Origin of the sequence: Desulfobacula toluolica Tol2, from assembly GCF_000307105.1 — a bacterium.
GTDB classification, from domain to species: domain Bacteria; phylum Desulfobacterota; class Desulfobacteria; order Desulfobacterales; family Desulfobacteraceae; genus Desulfobacula; species Desulfobacula toluolica.
Genome location: NC_018645.1, coordinates 48,345 through 65,792 on the forward strand (window position 1 = coordinate 48,345; position 17,448 = coordinate 65,792).

The following is a 17,448-nucleotide window of genomic DNA, read 5'->3' on the forward strand; positions in this document are numbered from 1 at the left end:
AGATTTTCATATAACGGCCATGGCAGATCACTCTGCCACAACAAATAATAAAAGATATTTAATTTCAGCAGGTTAAAATTTATTTCATATAAAACCACAAGTTGAGGAATTATTATGGAACCTTCAAAAGAGACAGCATTGAACAAAATCAGAGCATTGTTTGACACCGAAACCCTGTCGGTTTTGTCGACGCAGAAAAACGGGCAGCCCTATTCCAGCCTTGTGGCATTTGCTTCAACCTCTGACCTGAAACAGATCATTTTTTTAACTCCTAGCACCACCCGGAAATATGATAACCTGACAGCCAGCCCCAGGGTGGCCATGTTGATCAATAACAGCCGGAACCTGGCCGAGGATTTTTACAATGCCATATCAGTCACTGCCACAGGCAGGGCCTCTACGGTTGAAGGCGATGATAAAAAAAGGCTTTTAGACATCTACCTTGAACGGCATCCTCATCTAAAGGATTTTGCAGCAGCCCCAACCACCGCACTGGTGAGTATGGCAGTGGACCGGTATATCATGGTGAGCCGGTTTCAGAATGTTGTTGAGATAAAGGTGGGATCATGAAATCTTTTCTACAGCTTTACGATATAACGGACGGAGACCTTGAGCAGGTTGGCGGCAAAACCCTTGCCCTTGCCAGGCTTCATCAGCACAAGATCCGGGTGCCCAAAACATTTTGTGTTCCATGCCATGTTTATGACAGTTATCTGTCAGGCACCAGGCTCAAGGATCGAATCCTTATGGAAATCAACCGCAAAGCGATTGAAAAGATGAGGTGGGAAGAGATCTGGGATGTATCGCTTCGCATTCGCAATTTTTTTCTGACCACCCCCATTCCCGGCCGCCTCGGTCAATCCCTTGCCCGTGAAATTCACACTCATTGCGGGACAGCTCCGGTTGCGGTAAGATCGTCTGCCCCGGCAGAGGATGGCAAGTCCACCTCTTTTGCAGGAGTGCATGAATCATTTTTAAATGTCAGCGGCACAGATGCTATTTTGAAACACATCCGGCTGGTCTGGGCTTCTTTGTATTCGGATGCGGCGTTGTTGTACCGGAAAGAGTTGGGCCTGGATATCAGTAAAAGCTCAATGGCCGTAGTTATACAGGAGTTGATACCCTCTGACCGGTCCGGTGTGTTTTTCAGCATCAACCCGTCGGATTCTGCCCAGTCGGTTCTGGAGTCGGTCTATGGGTTGAACCAGGGGCTTGTGGATGGCGATATTGATCCGGATCGCTGGATCATTGACCGGTTTTCGGGAAATATTCTCAAGCATACTGAACCCATGCGGGATCACTATGCCGTGCCTGTACTGGATGGAGTGAGTCTTGAGTCTTTGCCGGAAGATCTGCGAAACAAACCGCCATTGAACGAACAAGAGATTCGGCAGGTATGGGAAACAGGAATAAAGGCGGAACGTCTGTTCAACAGACCCCAGGATATGGAGTGGGCCTTCAGCCGGGACAGGCTGGTGGTGCTGCAGGCAAGGCCCGTTACCAGCAGCGGGTTTAAGGACAGCGATGATAAGCGGGCATGGTACTTAAGCCTTCACAGAAGCCATGAAAATTTAAAAACTCTCCATGATAAAATTGAAAATAGCCTGATTCCGGAAATGATCCTGACAGCCGATAAAATGGGGCAGATCCATCTGCCAGAAATGACCAACGCAGCTCTTGCCAATGAAATTAAAACCCGGCAGGAGATCTATGATCACTGGGTTAAGGTGTACTGGGCGGATTTCATTCCTTTTGCCCACGGCATCCGGCTGTTTGGTCAGGTTTATAATGATGCTGTACGGCCGGAAGATCCTTATGAATTTATGAAATTGTTAGAGAAAACCGGTCTGAAAAGTATTGAAAGGAACCGGCTGCTGGAAAAATTGGCCGATGTAATTCGTCAGGACCCTGATCTGAATGAGACATTGGCGATCGGGGATGAACCGGCCGGTGATCATCTGTTTATGGTTCTTCTGGAAGAGTTTGTCTCAAAGTTCGGTGACCTGGCCTGCCAGACCTCTGGTGCCAGTGAATGTTACCAGGGGAATACCGCCATCATACGGATTATCCTTCAATTTGCCCGGCGGCCTTCAGCGCCCGCTTTAAAAAATGATAAGACCGATATCCATGCCCTAAGGGAAAAATATTTGGCCTGTTTTTATAGCGAAAAGCAGGCGTTTGCCAAAGATATCCTGCATCTGGGGCGGGCCAGTTACCGGTTGCGGGATGATGATAATATTCACCTGGGCCGGATTGAAGCCCGGCTGTTTGAAGCTGTCCGGGAAGGCCGGAACAGGTTGGCAGACCCGGATGCATATCCATTTGACCTGGAACGGCTGGCGGAACTGCCTGCATTGTCTTCACACCTTGAGGGGCCGGCTCCGTCACCCGAAAAAGAAACCGCATCCGGGGTAAAGGATCTTTGGTTAAAGGCCCGCCAGGTTGTGGGCCATCCGGCAGGACCGGGGATTGCAAAGGGCTGTGCCAGGGTTATTCTGGAACAGGACGACCTGCTTGAGTTTAAGCAAGGAGAGGTTCTGATCTGCCAGGGGGTTGACCCCAACATGACCTTTGTGGTTCCCTTGGCTGCAGCCGTGATCGAAGAACGCGGCGGAATGTTGATTCACGGGGCCATTATTGCCAGGGAATATGGGCTGCCCTGTGTCACCGGGGCCTCTCACATTACCGGCTTGATCCGGACCGGGGACCAGGTGACAGTGGACGGATATCTGGGAATCGTCACCTGTGATACCGGGGAACTTGAGTCGTGAAAACGTTTAAACTCTTTGGTGCTGCCGTACTGGGCATTGTTCTATTGATCGTTTTTGTTATCTTTTCGTGTTCTTCAAGGGACAAAAAATCTTTTTCAGAAATCCAATGGAAACAAAAGGTGGAAGACACCCGGGTTGAGGATCTGTATGCCCCCCATTTTAAGGAGGGACGGTTTTATACTCCCTGGATGGAAATGGGGGATAAAAGTTTTCTGGATGTACTGGGATGGAAACTGTTTTCAAAAACTCATTATACCAGTGAGGAAACAGATTTTTTGCCCAGGGTCACTCCTGATACGGCAGAACGTCTTGATCAGGTCCGGGGCGATTTTATTCTCTGGATCGGGCACAACACCTTTTTGATCCGGATTGACAAGGTATACTGGATAACGGACCCGGTCTTTTCCAAGCGGGCCCTGCTGCCGGCAAGGTTGACACCTCCCGCCCTTAGTCTGAAAGAGTTGAATGAGATTGTTAAAGATCTCAATATTTTGATTTCCCATAACCATTATGATCATCTGGACCGCTCAACCATGAAACAGCTTCCCAGGGATGCTGCAGTATTTGTTCCCAGGGGGCTGAAAACTTATGTGATGGGCATGGACAAAACAAACGTGCGGGAACTGGACTGGTGGGAAGCAGTGGACACCGGGAAAGGGTCAACATTGATCTGTCTTCCGGCCCAGCACTGGTCCATGAGAATCGGCCAGGGCCGGAACCGTTCCCTCTGGGCAGCCTGGCTTCTGAAAACCCCAAAGGCGACCCTTTATTTTGGAGGTGATTCCGGTTATTTTAAAGGATTCCGGGAAATCGGGCGCAAATATCCGGATATTGATTACGCGTTTATGCCGATCACTGCATACCACCCCAGGTGGTTCATGCAATACCAGCACATGAACATCCCCGAGGCAGTCAAAGCGTTTGAAGATCTTGGTGCGCGATTTTTTATTCCTACCCAGTGGGGAACCTTTCATCTGGGCAGCGAGCCTGCCGGGTTCCCGGGCCTGGATCTTATCCGCCATATCCGAAAAAATAATCTTGATCTGTTTCGCTTCAACATAATGGATGTGGGCCAGATCCTTCCTCTTAACTGACAGTTTCTATATTCTTGTTACCGCGACAAGAGGTTGTTTTCTGATAAACTCAAAAACACGAGAAATCCATCTTTTTTGATTTTTATTTCATATTAGCGTATTCAATCGTGTCATGACTTATTCTTCCATTGTTCTTCTATATCACTAATACAGATTTTGCCATCTTCGTTGCCTTTGACCACAACCAGCCAGTAGCCGACGCTCATGGCAAGCGTCATTGCCGCTATGGCAAGGACATATTCCGCTGAAATTTTAGTTAAATCCATGATAATGACCTTTCGGGAAATGGCCATCAGTGCTGTGGCCATGACAATCTTTACATGGATCACATCATCCCGTAAATAAATAAGAATGTTGATCAGTATTTCGACGGCAATCAAAACAGCCATAAAAGCACCGAACAACGCCAGAATGTCTGAGATGGTAAGCAGCATGAACGGTGGAGCTTTCAGTTCCTGATACATTACTAAAATAACATCGGCCACACCCCAAATGATAACAGTGGTCATCAGAATGGCCAATAATCTGATTGCAATGCGAACGATAGTTCTTAATTTCTGGACCAGTGGTTCATTCGGGTTTGATAAATCATCCATTATTTCTCCTAATTTGTCAGTTAACAGCTTCTTTAGATTATCTCAAATAATTATAGCGCAGCTTTTTTTCTATCTCAATGGTTATAAAGATAAGCGATTCTAAATTATATTTTAATTATGTAGATCCTTCATTGCTGCACGGTAAGATTTTTTTCTTGCCTTCATTTGGTTGTACCTGATACAGATGCATAACATGTTGTGCCTGTGTCAGGTTGGAGATAATTTTCCGGATTTTAGAGGATTTGTTTATGTTTGGGTTAATAAAAATGAAGTTTTGATCTGTATCTGCAGACCCGGCAACATCTATAATAAAGGCTATCGGTATAGGATTGGTATTTGCTTTTTGTAATTGACATAAGAACACTATCTTTTATTTCCAGTATCATAAGCCTGGTTCTTTGCATTTGTATGATCTACATTTCTACAACCCGTAAAACATACAACGGATTTACTCAATGGACAATCGCCTCTATTCTATATAGTTTTGGAATGGTTTTTATGAGTTTGAGATCTATCCTGCCTGACTTTATATCAATCATTGTTGCGAACATGCTTTTAATAGCAGGGTTCGGATTTATCGCATATGGTTTAGAACTTTTTACAAATAGTACCAGGAGAATATGGCTTTTTACATCTCTTACCATATTAACGGTCATATTATTCCTTTATTTCACCTATTACTCTCCAGATGTGAATTCGCGTATAATTATTATCTCAGCTATAATTATAATCATTTATGGATACTCTGGATATCTTGTCCATATGTATGTTCCAAGATTGATCAATGATCGAAACACTTTTTTGGAAGTTGTTTTTTTTATCCAGGCTTTCTGGAATGTATTACGAGTTATTCATTCAGTTTTCATTGAAGGCGCTATAGTTGATTATATGAACGCATCAGGCTTTTACGGCATTACAACAGTGGTTTTCTTCAGTGGCAATATTTTTATTATCATTGGCTTAATTGTACTCAATTTTCAAAAAGTTGAATTTGATCTGAAGGCTGCAAATGAGGAGGTCAACGCACTAAGAGGAATTATTCCCATCTGTTCCTACTGCAAGAAAATCAGGGATGATCAAGGAATCTGGAACCAGATCGAAGCATATATCCATGCCCACTCAGAAGCAAAATTCAGCCATGGCATATGTCCGGAATGCATGAATAAGCTTTATCAGGAAATTGATGATGAGAATGACCACTAACAACTCAGCATAGTTCAAAGACTGGGTGGGTTGAGGTTAAATAATGGGAGTTGGTATAGTGCTTCCTCCTGGTGTTAATTTGGTCCGGTAATCTTCCAAATACCGATTCTCATCGCGCGCCCAATATAAGGATTGAATATCAACGGCTCTTAACAGAACCTCTTCTCTGGCATCAGAAGCCTCTGCCAGAATGTCACCCATGGGGCCAACCAGTTTGCTTTTTCCACAACTGTTATTACCAACGGTATTAACGCCTAAAATAAAGACGGTATTGTCCAAGGCTCGTGCTGGCAATTGGATATCCCAACGCCGCGATGCAGATACACTCCATACGGAAGGGCAAATAATCAGTTCCACGCCTTCCAATGCCAACAGCCTTGATGGTTCAGGAAATTCCATTTCATAACAGATCAACACCCCTATTTTTGCCTGTTCTGTTTCAAAAATGGGGTATTTTATCTCACCCTTTTTAAAAATTTCGCTCTCGCGCCCCCATAAAAGGCTTTTGCGCACAATACCCAATATCTCTCCTTTTTGATCGATAATAGCCGCTGAAATAAACAATTGATTTTCGGAATCTTTTTCTGCAAAAGAACTGATCACCACGGCTTTTGCGCGTCGAGCCTCTTCTCTGAGTTGATTAATGGAAGGTCCGTCTCTTGTTTCAGCCAATTGTTGAAAAGCCTGCCTGGACAGATAGTAACCCGTGGTCCAGAGTTCAGGAAAAACTATTAGATCGGCTTCCTGGCCGAGCTGTCTCATAAACTGAATTCCTCGTTTTAAATTGGCCTGAATATCACCTAAAATAGGTGTGATCTGAATGGCAGCGACTTGAAACATTTTTGGAACTCCTCCTTAAATTGTTTTCTTTGGCATTATAAATATGGCTTTAGAGCCTTGTAAAAATGTTTGGCCATAATTGTATATCCCTGATTGTTAGGGTGGATCGAATCACTCATTAGTCGAGGCTTTCCAAAAATATCTTTAAAAATATTCTGAACGAGAACCGAACCGGTTTTTTCTGCTAATTCAATATAACCCCTTCCAAATCCTCGTCCCCAAAAAGGAACGTCAATCCCACCAAGGATTACTAAGGCACCGTTTTTTTGTATTATATGAATCAGCTGCTCAATATTTTTAAAAGCAATTTCTTTTTTGACACCGTTTTTAAGATCGTTACCTCCTATGGTGATCAACACAATACGTGGATTCATATTAATTATTTTATCAATACGATTAAGTGCTTTTTCAGTTGTGTCTCCCGGCACCCCTGAATTGATAACTTCAATATCAATCAATCTGGATAGCTGGGACGGGTAATCCATACCTTTTGTTGCTCCAGTACCATAGGTCAGGCTATCTCCGAAACAAACAATGGTTTCCCCAATTGGATCAGCATTTTTGATTTTATAAGATGATGGAAAGGAAAAAAGGACTGCCAGACTGACAAGTATGACTGTGGATGTGATGATAATGGTTTTCATAAAATTTTTACCTTAATTTTTTTTAAGCTTTTTTTTCGGTGAAAAAACGATTCACAAAAAGTGTTGCTCTGATTTGAACCATGCCATAAATTCATATGGTTCAGGCAAGAATTATTAGGCCTGCAACCCAGCTTATGGCATCTTTATCTGATACATTCGCGTTGTTCGCTTTTTGAGCTGACCATCCGGAAGACTTCATTAATTGGATGACATCGATACCAAAACCTGACATTGATGGGCGAGCAAACTCTATATGACGGCAGGGTCTGTTTTCTGCTATAACGCAGCATTTTTCTTGATCGTCACAAAATAATTCTTTGCATGATCCTCCGGCAAAAGCTTTTGACTTTCCAAAACCTATTTTGATGGCTTTTTGCTCTACTGCTGCTACAATCTGATGAAGCAGTTGCATCACACTTTTGCGTTCATCAGAAAACATTACTGATGCCGGCAATTCTATTTTTACTGTAATTGAATATCTGCTCTGTGACTGCCATTTTCTAAATTCAGCCGGGCCTTTAACAAAAGGTGGGCAACTTGATGCAAGCCCATAATTTGGGCAGGTATATTCTCCATTACAAAGTGCTGCCAAGTCATCTTTAACCTGAATCTCTTTGGACGATATGACAGCACAAGCACTTGCTCCAAGCCTTTCTGCTTCATGTATCAATTGTTTAAGGTTCTGTTTTAACATCATTTTGCCACTCTTAATGCTATATTAATTGATCTTTTCCCATATACACACCCTCATAATCAATAAATGCTGTTATCCATTCTTTTTTTGTTTCATTCTCTCTCTAAAGCTGACGTCAATCAGTGCAGATTCGGGTGTTTGTGTATCTCAATAGATTGTCTGACCCTATTGCCTGGTTGAAAAATACCAAAATGATCCTTGGGAATCAATCTCTTAAATTTTTACATTTTTTTTCGGCCGAGGATAACCTGTGCCTTAAACGGAATAATCTCTTCCGCCCTTAACATCCAACAAGGTTGCATATACAACCTATAATCTGCTTTGCTGTTTTATTTGATCCCATTATCTGTTCCAGCGGCAGGCTCTGTTTAAAAAAGATACTGAATTGATACTCATTGATACAGTTGTGCCTCAATAAAGTGTATCAAACTACGGCATTGATCCGGTTCCCCTTGCCAACAGGGCTTATTCCCTCTTGGCATGTAATTTGTAATAGAGATATTCAACGCTCAAAAATATCTAAACTGTTTGTTTTTAATTTTTAAAGAAAAGGAATGTATAATGAAAAAAGTATTGATTGCGTATTCAAGCCGGACAGGTACCACGCAGAAAATGGCCGATTACCTTGCAGAAGGATTCAGAATGTCAGACAATCAGGTTGAGGCCGTAAAAATTTCCACGCTCAAGGATGAAAAAGATATATCAGGTTATGATGCATATCTCTTCGGATGTCCCACATATCATAAGGATATGACCGGCGGAATGAAACAATTTCTTTTCAAGGCGGAAAGAGCAAATCTAATAGGAAAAATTGCCGGTGCCTTTGGATCTCACACCCACAGCGGTGAGGCCGCTCCTATGGTATTTGACACCATGCAGCATGTTTTTAAAATGGATGTCACAACCCTTGGCCCTCTGAATCTCACCGAAGAGATAATGAGCAACGATGAAGGAGTGAAAGCTTGCCACGATTATGCTAAAGCTATCGCTGAAAAGCTGTAAAAACCAATACCACCGATTCTGTACTATATGACATTGTTCACTAGGAGAATACTATGAAGTGTCCCACATGCGGATGTGATAAATTTTATGTTAAAGATTCGGATGATGAGTATGAAATCTATACTTTTACCATCAGGAACGGTAATGTCTCATTCGAACCTGACCTTGATAGCTCAACCCTGCCAGAGTTAACGGATGAAAGTGAGGCCTTCTGTAATAGATGCGCCTGGCACGGGAAATTACAAATTGGAGGGTAAGAGACCAAAAGAGGGGAATTAAAGCCTTTGTGTTTTCCCCTCTCCCCCCCCCCTCATATCCCAAATAATTCAACCCTTCCCCTGAAAGGACTGACTCTACAGCCTGTTAATGCACAAACCCGACATCATTATTGGTCGATTATTTTACGATAGTTAGCAAAGCCGCAACCACAACGTCTTTATGTTGCGACCAGTTTGCTTTATTATTTGTACTCAAACGCTGATATTGTTTTGAAATTTCATGGCCTATTCGCAAAATAGATTTATTCAGGGCAAACGCATTAAAAATACTTTTCTAATAACGACCATGGCAGATTAAACTGCCACAATAAAAATGGGTTGCAAGTAGTTATCTGATAATTTTTTGACATTCCAGGAAATTGTATATTTATGGCTTGATATTTGCATTATTGATCTAATTTGATTTATAAATTTTTTTAAAATGAAATTTGTGATGTTTAATATCAGCTGTTTGGAATATTTGTAACTTGAAAAATACTATTAGGAGAGGTGAATAAATGTATTTTAACCAAATTTCTGTCGTAGGACTCGGGTGTCAGTCCTATTGCATCGGTTGTCCAGCCTCTAAAAAAATGATGGTTGTGGACCCAAAAAGAGATATTCAAGATTATCTGGAGATTGCCTTTCAAGAAGGCATGAATATCACTCATATTATCAATACCCATCTGCACGCCGACCATGTTTCCGGCGATCAGGAATTAAGTGCAGCAACTGGTGCCGATATCTATATTAATGACAGTTTAGAGATCAATTATCCCCATAAAAATATCGAACATGGTGACATCCTTACTTTGGGCGCGGCTAAAATTGAGGTATTGCATACGCCCGGACATACCCCGAATTCAATTTCCCTTGTTGTGACGGACACATCCCGATCCAGTGAACCTCAGATGATCCTAACAGGAGATCTGCTTTTTGTTGGTGATATAGGACGGCCAGATCTCCCTGGTGCTGAAATTCTCGATGAACAAGTAGAGAATCTGTATAACAGCCTGTATAAAACCCTGGCCAACTATCCCGACCATTTGGAAGTCTATCCTGCCCATGCTGAAGGTTCGTTGTGCGGTAGAGGCATGAGTGCTAAAAAAAGCTCCACCTTAGGGTATGAACGAAAAGCCAACCACATGCTTTGCTTTAATTCTTTTGAGGAATTTAAAAACGATATTACATCTGCTTTTCCCGTAAAGCCTAAAAGTTTTGCCCACATTATTGCCACCAATAGGAAAGGTGCCGACCTGCTGGATGCGTGTACCATGGACAAAAGGCTGACGCCAAGGCATTTCCAAGAATTGATGGAAGATAAAGGCACTTTGATATTGGATACACGGGGCAGTGCTGCGTATGGAGGGTTTCACATCCCCGGCAGTATCAACATTGGTTTTGAAAAACAATTGGCCAACTGGGTGGGAATGGTTATTGATCCAAAATCAGAGCTTCTTCTGGTGGTGGATGACCGTGAAGCCTATGACCGGATGACCACAGAACTTCACCGCATTGGCTACGATGCGATTATAGGTTATTTGTCAGGGGGCATTAATGCCTGGTTAATGAGCGGTCGTCCCGTAGAGCAATTGACCCAGATTTCACCACTGCAACTACAGCTTCTGCTTGGTCCTGATTGTCCAAAAATTCTGGATGTCCGTACTCTTGCAGAATGGGATAGTGGTCATATACATCAGGCCAGGCACCTGCCGCTTACAGATATTTTAGAGGGTAATATACCTGATATGGATAAAAATCAGGAAATCATTTTACAATGTGGCAGTGGTTATAGATCCAACATTGCAGCAAGTTTTTTTAAAGAAGCAGGGTTCACGAATTTAAAGTCCCTGGCCGGCGGAATATTTGCCTGGTCTAATGCCAATCTTCCATTGGTTTAGAACCCATACAAAAAGGTTTAATTTATGTGTCCATAACAATAAGGGTTGATTTGGGAGTTCCTGGCGGCTGTTTCGCCAGGAACTCGGTGCTGACTTTGTCAAGCCTCTGGCCCCGGCAGGGCTGCCGGGGTTAAAAACTATACATATTCAAGGTATTTGATGCGGTAAGGCTCCAGCTCATCGGCAATATCCGGCAGACCGTATTCGTTCAGGACATCAGCGGTGGGAAAACCGGTTTCAGGGTCCCAGCCCCGGACCTGATAGTAGAGGGGAATGAGTTCCGCCTCAGGAAAGAGGCTTCCCTTGTTGGGGCCGTCGGGCATGGGCTCCTCGGTAAAACGCCGGGGGTTTTTGTCCTCCAGCCGTCCCACCAGCAGACGGTTCCAGTAGGCTCTTTCCAGATGGACAATGCGGCCTCCGATCTGCAGCAGCTCTTCCGGTGAAAAGTCCATGCCGGTGGCTGCGGAAAGCATGGCTGCCATATGTTCCGGAAGAACGGCAAAAGACCAGCTGTGGGTAAAGCTGCACTGGGTCAGGCAGTCGCCCACCGCTTTGAGATCCTCCTGATATTTTTCCATTTCCGGTTTTTTCACTTTTGAAAGGGGTTTTTCAGCCGCCTTATCTCCCAGGGTTTTCTCCACCAGGCCGGGATAGAAGGCCCCGGTCAGTTCCAGGCAGGCCAGTCCCTGGAGGTGATCTCCCCCCCGCCGTCCGGTGGCAAAACCGATGCCAAAGGCAAAACCCAGGCCCCGGGGATCGTCCTGGGACATGGTATGTCCCTTAATGCTCATGGTATATTCATGCCCGCAATCCAGCTTTTTGGCCGCATGGTGGGCCCCTTCAGCCAGAATATCTCCGAATCCTTCCCGGGAAGCAATCATCCGGACCAGCTTGTCGATCAACTCCTGATCACCCCACCTGAGTGTCAGCCCATTGGTCTCCTTTTTGGTGAGCAGCCCTTTTTCGTAACACTCCATGGCCCATGAAATGGCTCCCCCGCAGGAGCAGGAGTCCATACCCAGTTCGTTGACCAGTCTGTTGTTGTGAATCACCGAAGCCGGGTCCAACAAACCGATTCGGGGCCCCATGGCAGTAACGGTTTCATACTCCGGCCCCCCTGTTATCTCACCGGCATATTCTCCCTTGGAGATCCTGCTGAACCTTCCGCAGGCGATGGAACAGGCAAAGCACCCTTCCCGGTGAGCCAGAAACCGATCCCGATGGTTCTCACCGTTCAGCAGATCAGCATCGGGGTGATGCCCTTTTTGAAAATTTTTCCAGCAAAACCAACCCTGGTCATGATTTGCCGGTGTGGTGAGAAGCAGTGTCCCCTGGTCGTTGAGCATCTGAACCATGGCATCCTGCCGCATCTTTTTCCGGGCCCGGGAGCAGATTTCGAAAAACTCCCGGGGCCGGGCAATCTCAACCGGATTGGTCCCCCGAAGAGCAATGGCTTTCAGATTTTTGGAACCCATGACCGCTCCCATGCCACACCTGCCCGCAGCCCGGTACACATCATTAATGATGCAGGCATAACGAACCAGGTTTTCGCCGGCCAGCCCGATAAGGGCAATATGGAGTTCATGGTTTTGCAGCTCGTTTTTGATGAGCGTGTCTGTTTCAGGAATGTTTTTTCCCCACAGATGTTCGGCATCCCGTATTTCAACCCGGCCGTTGTTGATATAAAGATATACCGGACTGTCAGCCTTTCCCTGAATCACCAGCTGATCGTATCCGGCATATTTGAGTTCCGCACCCCAGTGCCCACCCATGTTGGCATCTCCGAAACCGGCGGGGTCCTGTGCCGGCGATTTGGAGGTCACCGTGCATCTGCCACTGGAGGGGGCAAAGGTTCCCGTGAGGGGACCGACGCCGAAGATAAGCCGGTTTTCAGGTGAAAAAGGATCCAATTCCGGTTCTGTTTCACGGTAGAGAAGTTCCGAGTTAAGGCCCCGTCCTCCGAGCCATTTTCTCAAGTGTTCCTTTGATATCTCTTCCACCGTGACCTTCCCGCCGGTCAGATCAATACGCAATCTTTTACCGTTATACCCTTGCATAATTTTCCTCCTCCGCAATGTGTCTCTGGTGTGACTGCCGACGCCTGGAGGACATGTACTCTTCAGCGGAAACATACATGAGGGCACCCGAGTCGCAGAATGTGGTGCATATGGTCTCCCCCCCGCACAAGTGGCATTTGAAGGCCACCTCTTTTTCGGGATGGAAACCGATTTGTCCAAAGGGGCAGGACTGGAGACACTGACGACACCCCATGCATGCCTCCTCATCAATCACCACAGCACCTGTTACCTTATCCCGAACAATGGCTCCGGTGGGACAAGCCGACATGCATTGGGGTTTGCTGCAATGGAAACAGATGCCGGGAAAACTCACTCCGGTTCTTTCAAATTTTGTTATCCGTATCCGTGAGAGAGCCGGGCTGCACTTTTGCTCATTGTACAAAGAGCAGGCCATCTCGCAGGATCGGCATCCTGTGCATTTCATCGGATCAACCATTAAAGCCTTATTCTCAGCCATTTATTCTTCCTTATCACAAAAACGTTGAAATAGCGCCTCCGGCGGCCCTGCCGGGGGCCAAACTTTTATAAAGTTTGACAGAATCAATTATGACACCCATGCCCATATGTTTCTATCGACAGAAACATATAGAAGTTTGCAAAAATATCAAGTGTTTTTTTGAATAATATTTTTTGATTGTATTATAAAATGGCCAAGTCCGCTTGGTCTCAACATTATATAGGAGGTTAGAGAGAAAGTTTCTTTCGCCAGTCCTGAGAGGATTTGACCTAATATCCGGTCAGCTCCACATATCCAAAGCCGTTGATTTCTTTGCCGGAGAATCGGGCCGCCCCTTCCCAGTAGGGGAACATATGGATGTGTTCCTGGTTCGGGATTACGGGGGTGACGGCCATTTTAATGCCGTGGCCGGGCAGGGTGATCTCCCATGCTCCCGGATATCGCCTGCCTGTTGCCGGGCTGGTCCAATATCCCTTTGTTTGAATAGTAAAATCATCTTTGTTCAGGATTTCATAGGTGCCGTCAGGAAAGCAGAGACTGCCGAAGCCATAATTGTTGGGTGTTCCGTCGGGCTTTCTGATTTGACAGACCATGAAATCGCGTCCGTCATCCAGGTGGGCCGAGAACCAGTCCCATCCGGACACGTCAGCGTCCAGGGCACTGGTACTCCATTCGTGGTCAAACCAGGTGTTGCCGTCAACCTTATGTATATCCGGGCCGACTTGAAGGGTGCCGCTTGTCTTAAGTCTGGGCAGTGAATAATAAAAAGAGGCATTGAAAGGTTTGCGGCCTTTTCGGCTAAGCCCCTGGTTGCCTTGCAGGATAACGGGTTTTTCTTGGGTTAAAACCAGTTCAAGCAATATCTCATCTCCTCTGGCCGTCAGAACCAGGCGGTCATTGACCTGCCGGACACGCCAGTCATCTACCCAAACAGTGTAGGGGTTTTGTTGCGAACCTGCAATCCCAAGGCTCTGCCGGTTCATGCGAAGATTTGAATAAAATGTGCCTGACCGGGTGTCGGTCACGGCGAAATGGGCAAAATAAAGCTGACGGGTTCGCCATTTTGAGGCTCCTTTCACTGGTTCACAGGAGAGGGCCTGCCTGAAAAAGGTCAGCTGATATCCAAAATGCCGTCCTTGGTTATTCTTAAGATTTCCGGTATAATACCACCATTCTGTCCTGAACCCATCATGGGAACCGGCGTCCTTTGGAAAGCCAATGGGCCTGGGGGCATCGGCTTTATCATAACACTCCCCCTCGGCAGTGGATGAAAGGGCCTGCATAATATTTATCCGGTCAATACTAATTTGATCTTGCTCCTGCGGAGAGCTGCATCCAAAAGCCGTTAGCATCAGGAGACATGAAATCAGTGTTAAAAATTTCTGTGATAGACAACAGCGTATCATTTTTTACTCCATGTGAAGGGCTTTTCCGATATCTGTTCTGCCGGCCCGGATGGCGGGAAAAATACCGGCCACAACAGTGGCCAGGCAGCACAGGGCCACGGCCTGGATCAAGATTTCCGGCGAAATCACCATGTCATAGGTCCATCCAAACGCCCTGCGGTTGACAATGTTGATCAGGACCCAGGAAAGGCACACACCCAGGGGCAGGGCCATTACACCTGATATGAAACCTGCCAGCCCGCATTCCCATAATAACAGATTGGCGACCTGGCGGGTTTTTGCACCGCATGCCCGGAGGATGCCCAGTTCCCTTGTCCGTTCAAGCAGCATGGCCATCACCGAGTTTAAAATACCGGTCAGGGCCACAATGGCGGTCAGCACCTGCAGGGCTGAGGTGATCAAAAAGGTTTTGTCAAATACGTCAAGGATGTTTTGTTTGATGGAAGCCCCGGACACAACCCTGATACCGGCAGTTTCCGGAATAAACGACCGGATGGTTTCAATCACGGGATTCACTGCCGTATTTGGGTTTAAAAACACCTGCATTGACGTGATGTCTTCATATCCCCAGAACTGTTTCATGACGTTGCGGCTTACTACAATCCTGCCTCCGCCCATGAAAAAATCCCTGAAAATGCCTGCTATTTTAAAGGACTTAGGCCCTTTTCGGGTTTCCAGAATCACCTTGGCCCCGGACTTTGATTCAATATGGTTTTTCTGGGCAAAGATTTCAGAAACAAAGATCCATCCTTTTTCCAGCATATCAGGCAGCTGGCTTTCCTCTGCAGCTGTCCATGACCAGTGCTTGGTTGACAGATCTGTAAGATAGGAAAAAATATGAACTTCACCTGATGTTCGGGAAAAATTTCGGTGAATATTGTAGGCAGACACCGACGCCACTTCCGGCAAAGCCTGGATATCTTTGAGCAGTTCAGGGCTTAAGGCTCTGTTGAGTGTGTCGGAAGACGACACATGGATGTCTCCGCCGATATGGCCGTCCACCCAGTCAATTATGGAGAACCTGAAGCTGCCGGTCATTATGTCAATGCCGATATATACGGAGGTAGCCACCATGAGAGACGCTATCAGGACACTGGTTCGGCTTAAGGACCGGACAATGTTTCTCAATGCCATCTTTGCCATGACTCCCCATGACCGGCCAAACACTGCAAGCAACCCCATGACCGATAGCAGTATGATTATTGGTGCCAGCAGGGCAGATCCGAAAAAGATCAGGAACACCCCGATAAAATCAAGTCCTGGGCGATCGGTGAAAACGGTTAGAATCAAAATTGCTGCACCTATGATCAGGCTTCCGGCAAGGGTGAGAAAGGGAAGGTGTTTTTTCAGTGAGCTTTCCGCAGCCGACCGCTGCATAAGGGTAATGGGCAGGGTTTGTGCGGCATTTATTGCCGGAAAAACAGATGCAACAAAAGAAGAGAGGATGCCGGCCAGCAGGCCTTTTGCAATGGTTGAGGCGGTGATATGGGTCTGGCTTACCGTTAACACGAAATAGACGTCAGATACCGTGCTGCACACGGCCTGCACCGCACCCTTGCCCAGCAGGATGCCCAGGCAGGTGCCCAGGACAGAGCCAACCAGTGCATAGATCATCACTTCGATCATTACGGTTGAAAAAATGTCACCCCGGGTTGCGCCCAGTGCCCTGAGGGTCCCGTTCAATTGCCTGCGCCGGGTGATGGAAAAGGACACGGTGTTATAGATTAAAAAAATTCCCATGAACAGGGCCAGCATGGAAAATGCGGTCAGGCTGGTTTCAAAGGACCGGGACAGTTGGCGCACAATATGGTTCTGCTGGCTTGTTTCCACAAGCACAACACCTTTGGGCAATATCTTTTGGATCTGTTCTGCCTGGGATGTGTCTGCCAGGATCAGGTCAATACGGGTGATCTCATCCCCAAATCCCAGAATTTCCTGGGCCAGGGAGATGTCCGCCAGGATCAGCCCCTGAAACACCATGTTGGTTGAGGCATCGCTGCTGTTGAGAAAGCCTGAAATAAAGGTTTGAACCTGCCGTGATCCAAATGAAAGGGTGAGGGAGTCATTTTGATTGATGCCATATTGCGCGGCAAGGTTTTTTGATACCAGCACCCCTGAGGTGCGGGTTAAAAGGCCTGAAAGATCATTGCCAAATGTCCAGGACCCGGATCGGGACTGCACCGTCAAATCCCTGAAATACATTTCGGAAAAAGGGTCGATCCCCATGAGTGTCAGGGTCTGCTGATCCAGTTCCCTGACACTGACGTGGGTGGAGATGACCGGTGCGGATCGTTTAATTCCAAGATTGGTTCTAAGTTGCGTAAAAACAGACTGGGGGATTTTGAAATCGCTGCCCACAATCTGGTGGGTGGATCGTGCGGTTATGGCAGCGGTTGACAGTTCAAAAGACTTGCTCACACTGGTTTTGGCGATATCAATGGCGATGACGCCGGCAACCCCCAATGCAATGCCGAATATCAGCAGAAAGGTCCGTAACATATTGTT

General features: G+C 46.1%; 15 protein-coding genes. 7 read left to right on the forward strand and 8 right to left on the reverse strand.

Annotated features, from left to right (window positions below; all coding sequences use genetic code 11):
- The first annotated feature begins 114 nt into the window (after positions 1–114).
- The 3 genes from TOL2_RS00195 to TOL2_RS00205 are packed head-to-tail and all read left to right on the forward strand — an operon-like array spanning position 115 to position 3,865.
- Positions 115–570 (forward strand): pyridoxamine 5'-phosphate oxidase family protein, encoded by a 456-nt coding sequence (locus TOL2_RS00195; RefSeq protein ID WP_014955560.1) that lies wholly within the window; start codon positions 115–117, stop codon positions 568–570.
- The gene (locus tag TOL2_RS00200; protein ID WP_014955561.1) at positions 567–2,771 is read left to right on the forward strand and encodes a PEP/pyruvate-binding domain-containing protein; all 2,205 of its coding nucleotides are present in this window, start codon (positions 567–569) and stop codon (positions 2,769–2,771) included. Before TOL2_RS00195 ends, TOL2_RS00200 begins: the two co-directional genes overlap by 4 nt.
- On the forward strand, positions 2,768–3,865 hold the full coding sequence (locus TOL2_RS00205) for an MBL fold metallo-hydrolase (protein ID WP_014955562.1): 1,098 nt from the start codon (positions 2,768–2,770) through the stop codon (positions 3,863–3,865). The genes TOL2_RS00200 and TOL2_RS00205 overlap by 4 nt, the downstream gene beginning before the upstream one ends.
- A gap of 110 nt (positions 3,866–3,975) precedes the next feature.
- Here TOL2_RS00205 and TOL2_RS00210 read toward each other — a convergent pair whose 3' ends face one another.
- Positions 3,976–4,461 carry a phosphate-starvation-inducible PsiE family protein gene (locus TOL2_RS00210; RefSeq protein ID WP_014955563.1) on the reverse strand — a complete coding sequence of 162 codons (486 nt, stop codon included), beginning with the start codon at positions 4,459–4,461 and terminating at the stop codon, positions 3,976–3,978.
- 498 nt (positions 4,462–4,959) lie between these two features.
- On the opposite strand from TOL2_RS00210, the gene TOL2_RS24520 reads away from it, so the two are divergent.
- Positions 4,960–5,664: a hypothetical protein gene (locus TOL2_RS24520; protein ID WP_148278024.1), complete on the forward strand. Its 705-nt coding sequence runs from the start codon at positions 4,960–4,962 to the stop codon at positions 5,662–5,664.
- A gap of 36 nt (positions 5,665–5,700) precedes the next feature.
- Here the strand turns inward: TOL2_RS24520 and TOL2_RS00230 are convergent, their stop codons facing one another.
- The 3 genes from TOL2_RS00230 to TOL2_RS00240 form a co-directional block, all read right to left on the reverse strand.
- Complete coding sequence (locus TOL2_RS00230; protein WP_014955565.1) at positions 5,701–6,504, reverse strand: nitrilase-related carbon-nitrogen hydrolase; 804 nt, start codon at positions 6,502–6,504, stop codon at positions 5,701–5,703.
- 35 nt (positions 6,505–6,539) lie between these two features.
- Positions 6,540–7,148, reverse strand: a complete 609-nt coding sequence (locus tag TOL2_RS00235; protein ID WP_014955566.1) for a GDSL-type esterase/lipase family protein — start codon at positions 7,146–7,148, stop codon at positions 6,540–6,542.
- 100 nt (positions 7,149–7,248) lie between these two features.
- Positions 7,249–7,845, reverse strand: a complete 597-nt coding sequence (locus TOL2_RS00240) for a DUF2284 domain-containing protein (RefSeq protein WP_041279156.1) — start codon at positions 7,843–7,845, stop codon at positions 7,249–7,251.
- A 558-nt stretch (positions 7,846–8,403) separates the two neighbouring features.
- On the opposite strand from TOL2_RS00240, the gene TOL2_RS00245 reads away from it, so the two are divergent.
- From TOL2_RS00245 to TOL2_RS00255, 3 genes are all read left to right on the forward strand, one after another.
- Positions 8,404–8,844, forward strand: a complete 441-nt coding sequence (locus tag TOL2_RS00245) for a flavodoxin domain-containing protein (RefSeq protein WP_014955568.1) — start codon at positions 8,404–8,406, stop codon at positions 8,842–8,844.
- Between the two features lie 53 nt (positions 8,845–8,897).
- Positions 8,898–9,101: a hypothetical protein gene (locus TOL2_RS00250; RefSeq protein ID WP_014955569.1), complete on the forward strand. Its 204-nt coding sequence runs from the start codon at positions 8,898–8,900 to the stop codon at positions 9,099–9,101.
- 518 nt (positions 9,102–9,619) lie between these two features.
- Positions 9,620–11,002 carry an MBL fold metallo-hydrolase gene (locus tag TOL2_RS00255; RefSeq protein ID WP_014955570.1) on the forward strand — a complete coding sequence of 461 codons (1,383 nt, stop codon included), beginning with the start codon at positions 9,620–9,622 and terminating at the stop codon, positions 11,000–11,002.
- Between the two features lie 137 nt (positions 11,003–11,139).
- On the opposite strand, the gene TOL2_RS00260 is transcribed toward TOL2_RS00255, so the two are convergent.
- The 4 genes from TOL2_RS00260 to TOL2_RS00275 form a co-directional block, all read right to left on the reverse strand.
- On the reverse strand, positions 11,140–13,059 hold the full coding sequence (locus TOL2_RS00260) for an aldehyde ferredoxin oxidoreductase family protein (protein ID WP_041279157.1): 1,920 nt from the start codon (positions 13,057–13,059) through the stop codon (positions 11,140–11,142).
- Positions 13,046–13,537, reverse strand: a complete 492-nt coding sequence (locus tag TOL2_RS00265) for a 4Fe-4S dicluster domain-containing protein (RefSeq protein ID WP_014955572.1) — start codon at positions 13,535–13,537, stop codon at positions 13,046–13,048. Before TOL2_RS00265 ends, TOL2_RS00260 begins: the two co-directional genes overlap by 14 nt.
- 269 nt (positions 13,538–13,806) lie before the next feature.
- On the reverse strand, positions 13,807–14,820 hold the full coding sequence (locus TOL2_RS00270; RefSeq protein ID WP_014955573.1) for a lipocalin-like domain-containing protein: 1,014 nt from the start codon (positions 14,818–14,820) through the stop codon (positions 13,807–13,809).
- A gap of 126 nt (positions 14,821–14,946) precedes the next feature.
- A complete protein-coding gene (locus tag TOL2_RS00275; RefSeq protein ID WP_232508014.1) occupies positions 14,947–17,442 on the reverse strand; it encodes an ABC transporter permease in 2,496 nt (831 codons plus the stop codon).
- Between the last annotated feature and the right edge of the window lie 6 nt (positions 17,443–17,448).

Coding starts and splice junctions, on each gene's coding strand:
- TOL2_RS00195 (WP_014955560.1), top strand. CDS start 115: ATGGAACCTTCAAAAGAGACAGCATTGAACAAAATCAGAGCATTGTTT.
- TOL2_RS00200 (WP_014955561.1), top strand. CDS start 567: ATGAAATCTTTTCTACAGCTTTACGATATAACGGACGGAGACCTTGAG.
- TOL2_RS00210 (WP_014955563.1), bottom strand. CDS start 4,461: ATGGATGATTTATCAAACCCGAATGAACCACTGGTCCAGAAATTAAGA.
- TOL2_RS24520 (WP_148278024.1), top strand. CDS start 4,960: ATGAGTTTGAGATCTATCCTGCCTGACTTTATATCAATCATTGTTGCG.
- TOL2_RS00230 (WP_014955565.1), bottom strand. CDS start 6,504: ATGTTTCAAGTCGCTGCCATTCAGATCACACCTATTTTAGGTGATATT.
- TOL2_RS00235 (WP_014955566.1), bottom strand. CDS start 7,148: ATGAAAACCATTATCATCACATCCACAGTCATACTTGTCAGTCTGGCA.
- TOL2_RS00240 (WP_041279156.1), bottom strand. CDS start 7,845: ATGATGTTAAAACAGAACCTTAAACAATTGATACATGAAGCAGAAAGG.
- TOL2_RS00245 (WP_014955568.1), top strand. CDS start 8,404: ATGAAAAAAGTATTGATTGCGTATTCAAGCCGGACAGGTACCACGCAG.
- TOL2_RS00250 (WP_014955569.1), top strand. CDS start 8,898: ATGAAGTGTCCCACATGCGGATGTGATAAATTTTATGTTAAAGATTCG.
- TOL2_RS00255 (WP_014955570.1), top strand. CDS start 9,620: ATGTATTTTAACCAAATTTCTGTCGTAGGACTCGGGTGTCAGTCCTAT.
- TOL2_RS00260 (WP_041279157.1), bottom strand. CDS start 13,059: ATGCAAGGGTATAACGGTAAAAGATTGCGTATTGATCTGACCGGCGGG.
- TOL2_RS00265 (WP_014955572.1), bottom strand. CDS start 13,537: ATGGCTGAGAATAAGGCTTTAATGGTTGATCCGATGAAATGCACAGGA.
- TOL2_RS00270 (WP_014955573.1), bottom strand. CDS start 14,820: ATGCAGGCCCTTTCATCCACTGCCGAGGGGGAGTGTTATGATAAAGCC.
- TOL2_RS00275 (WP_232508014.1), bottom strand. CDS start 17,442: ATGTTACGGACCTTTCTGCTGATATTCGGCATTGCATTGGGGGTTGCC.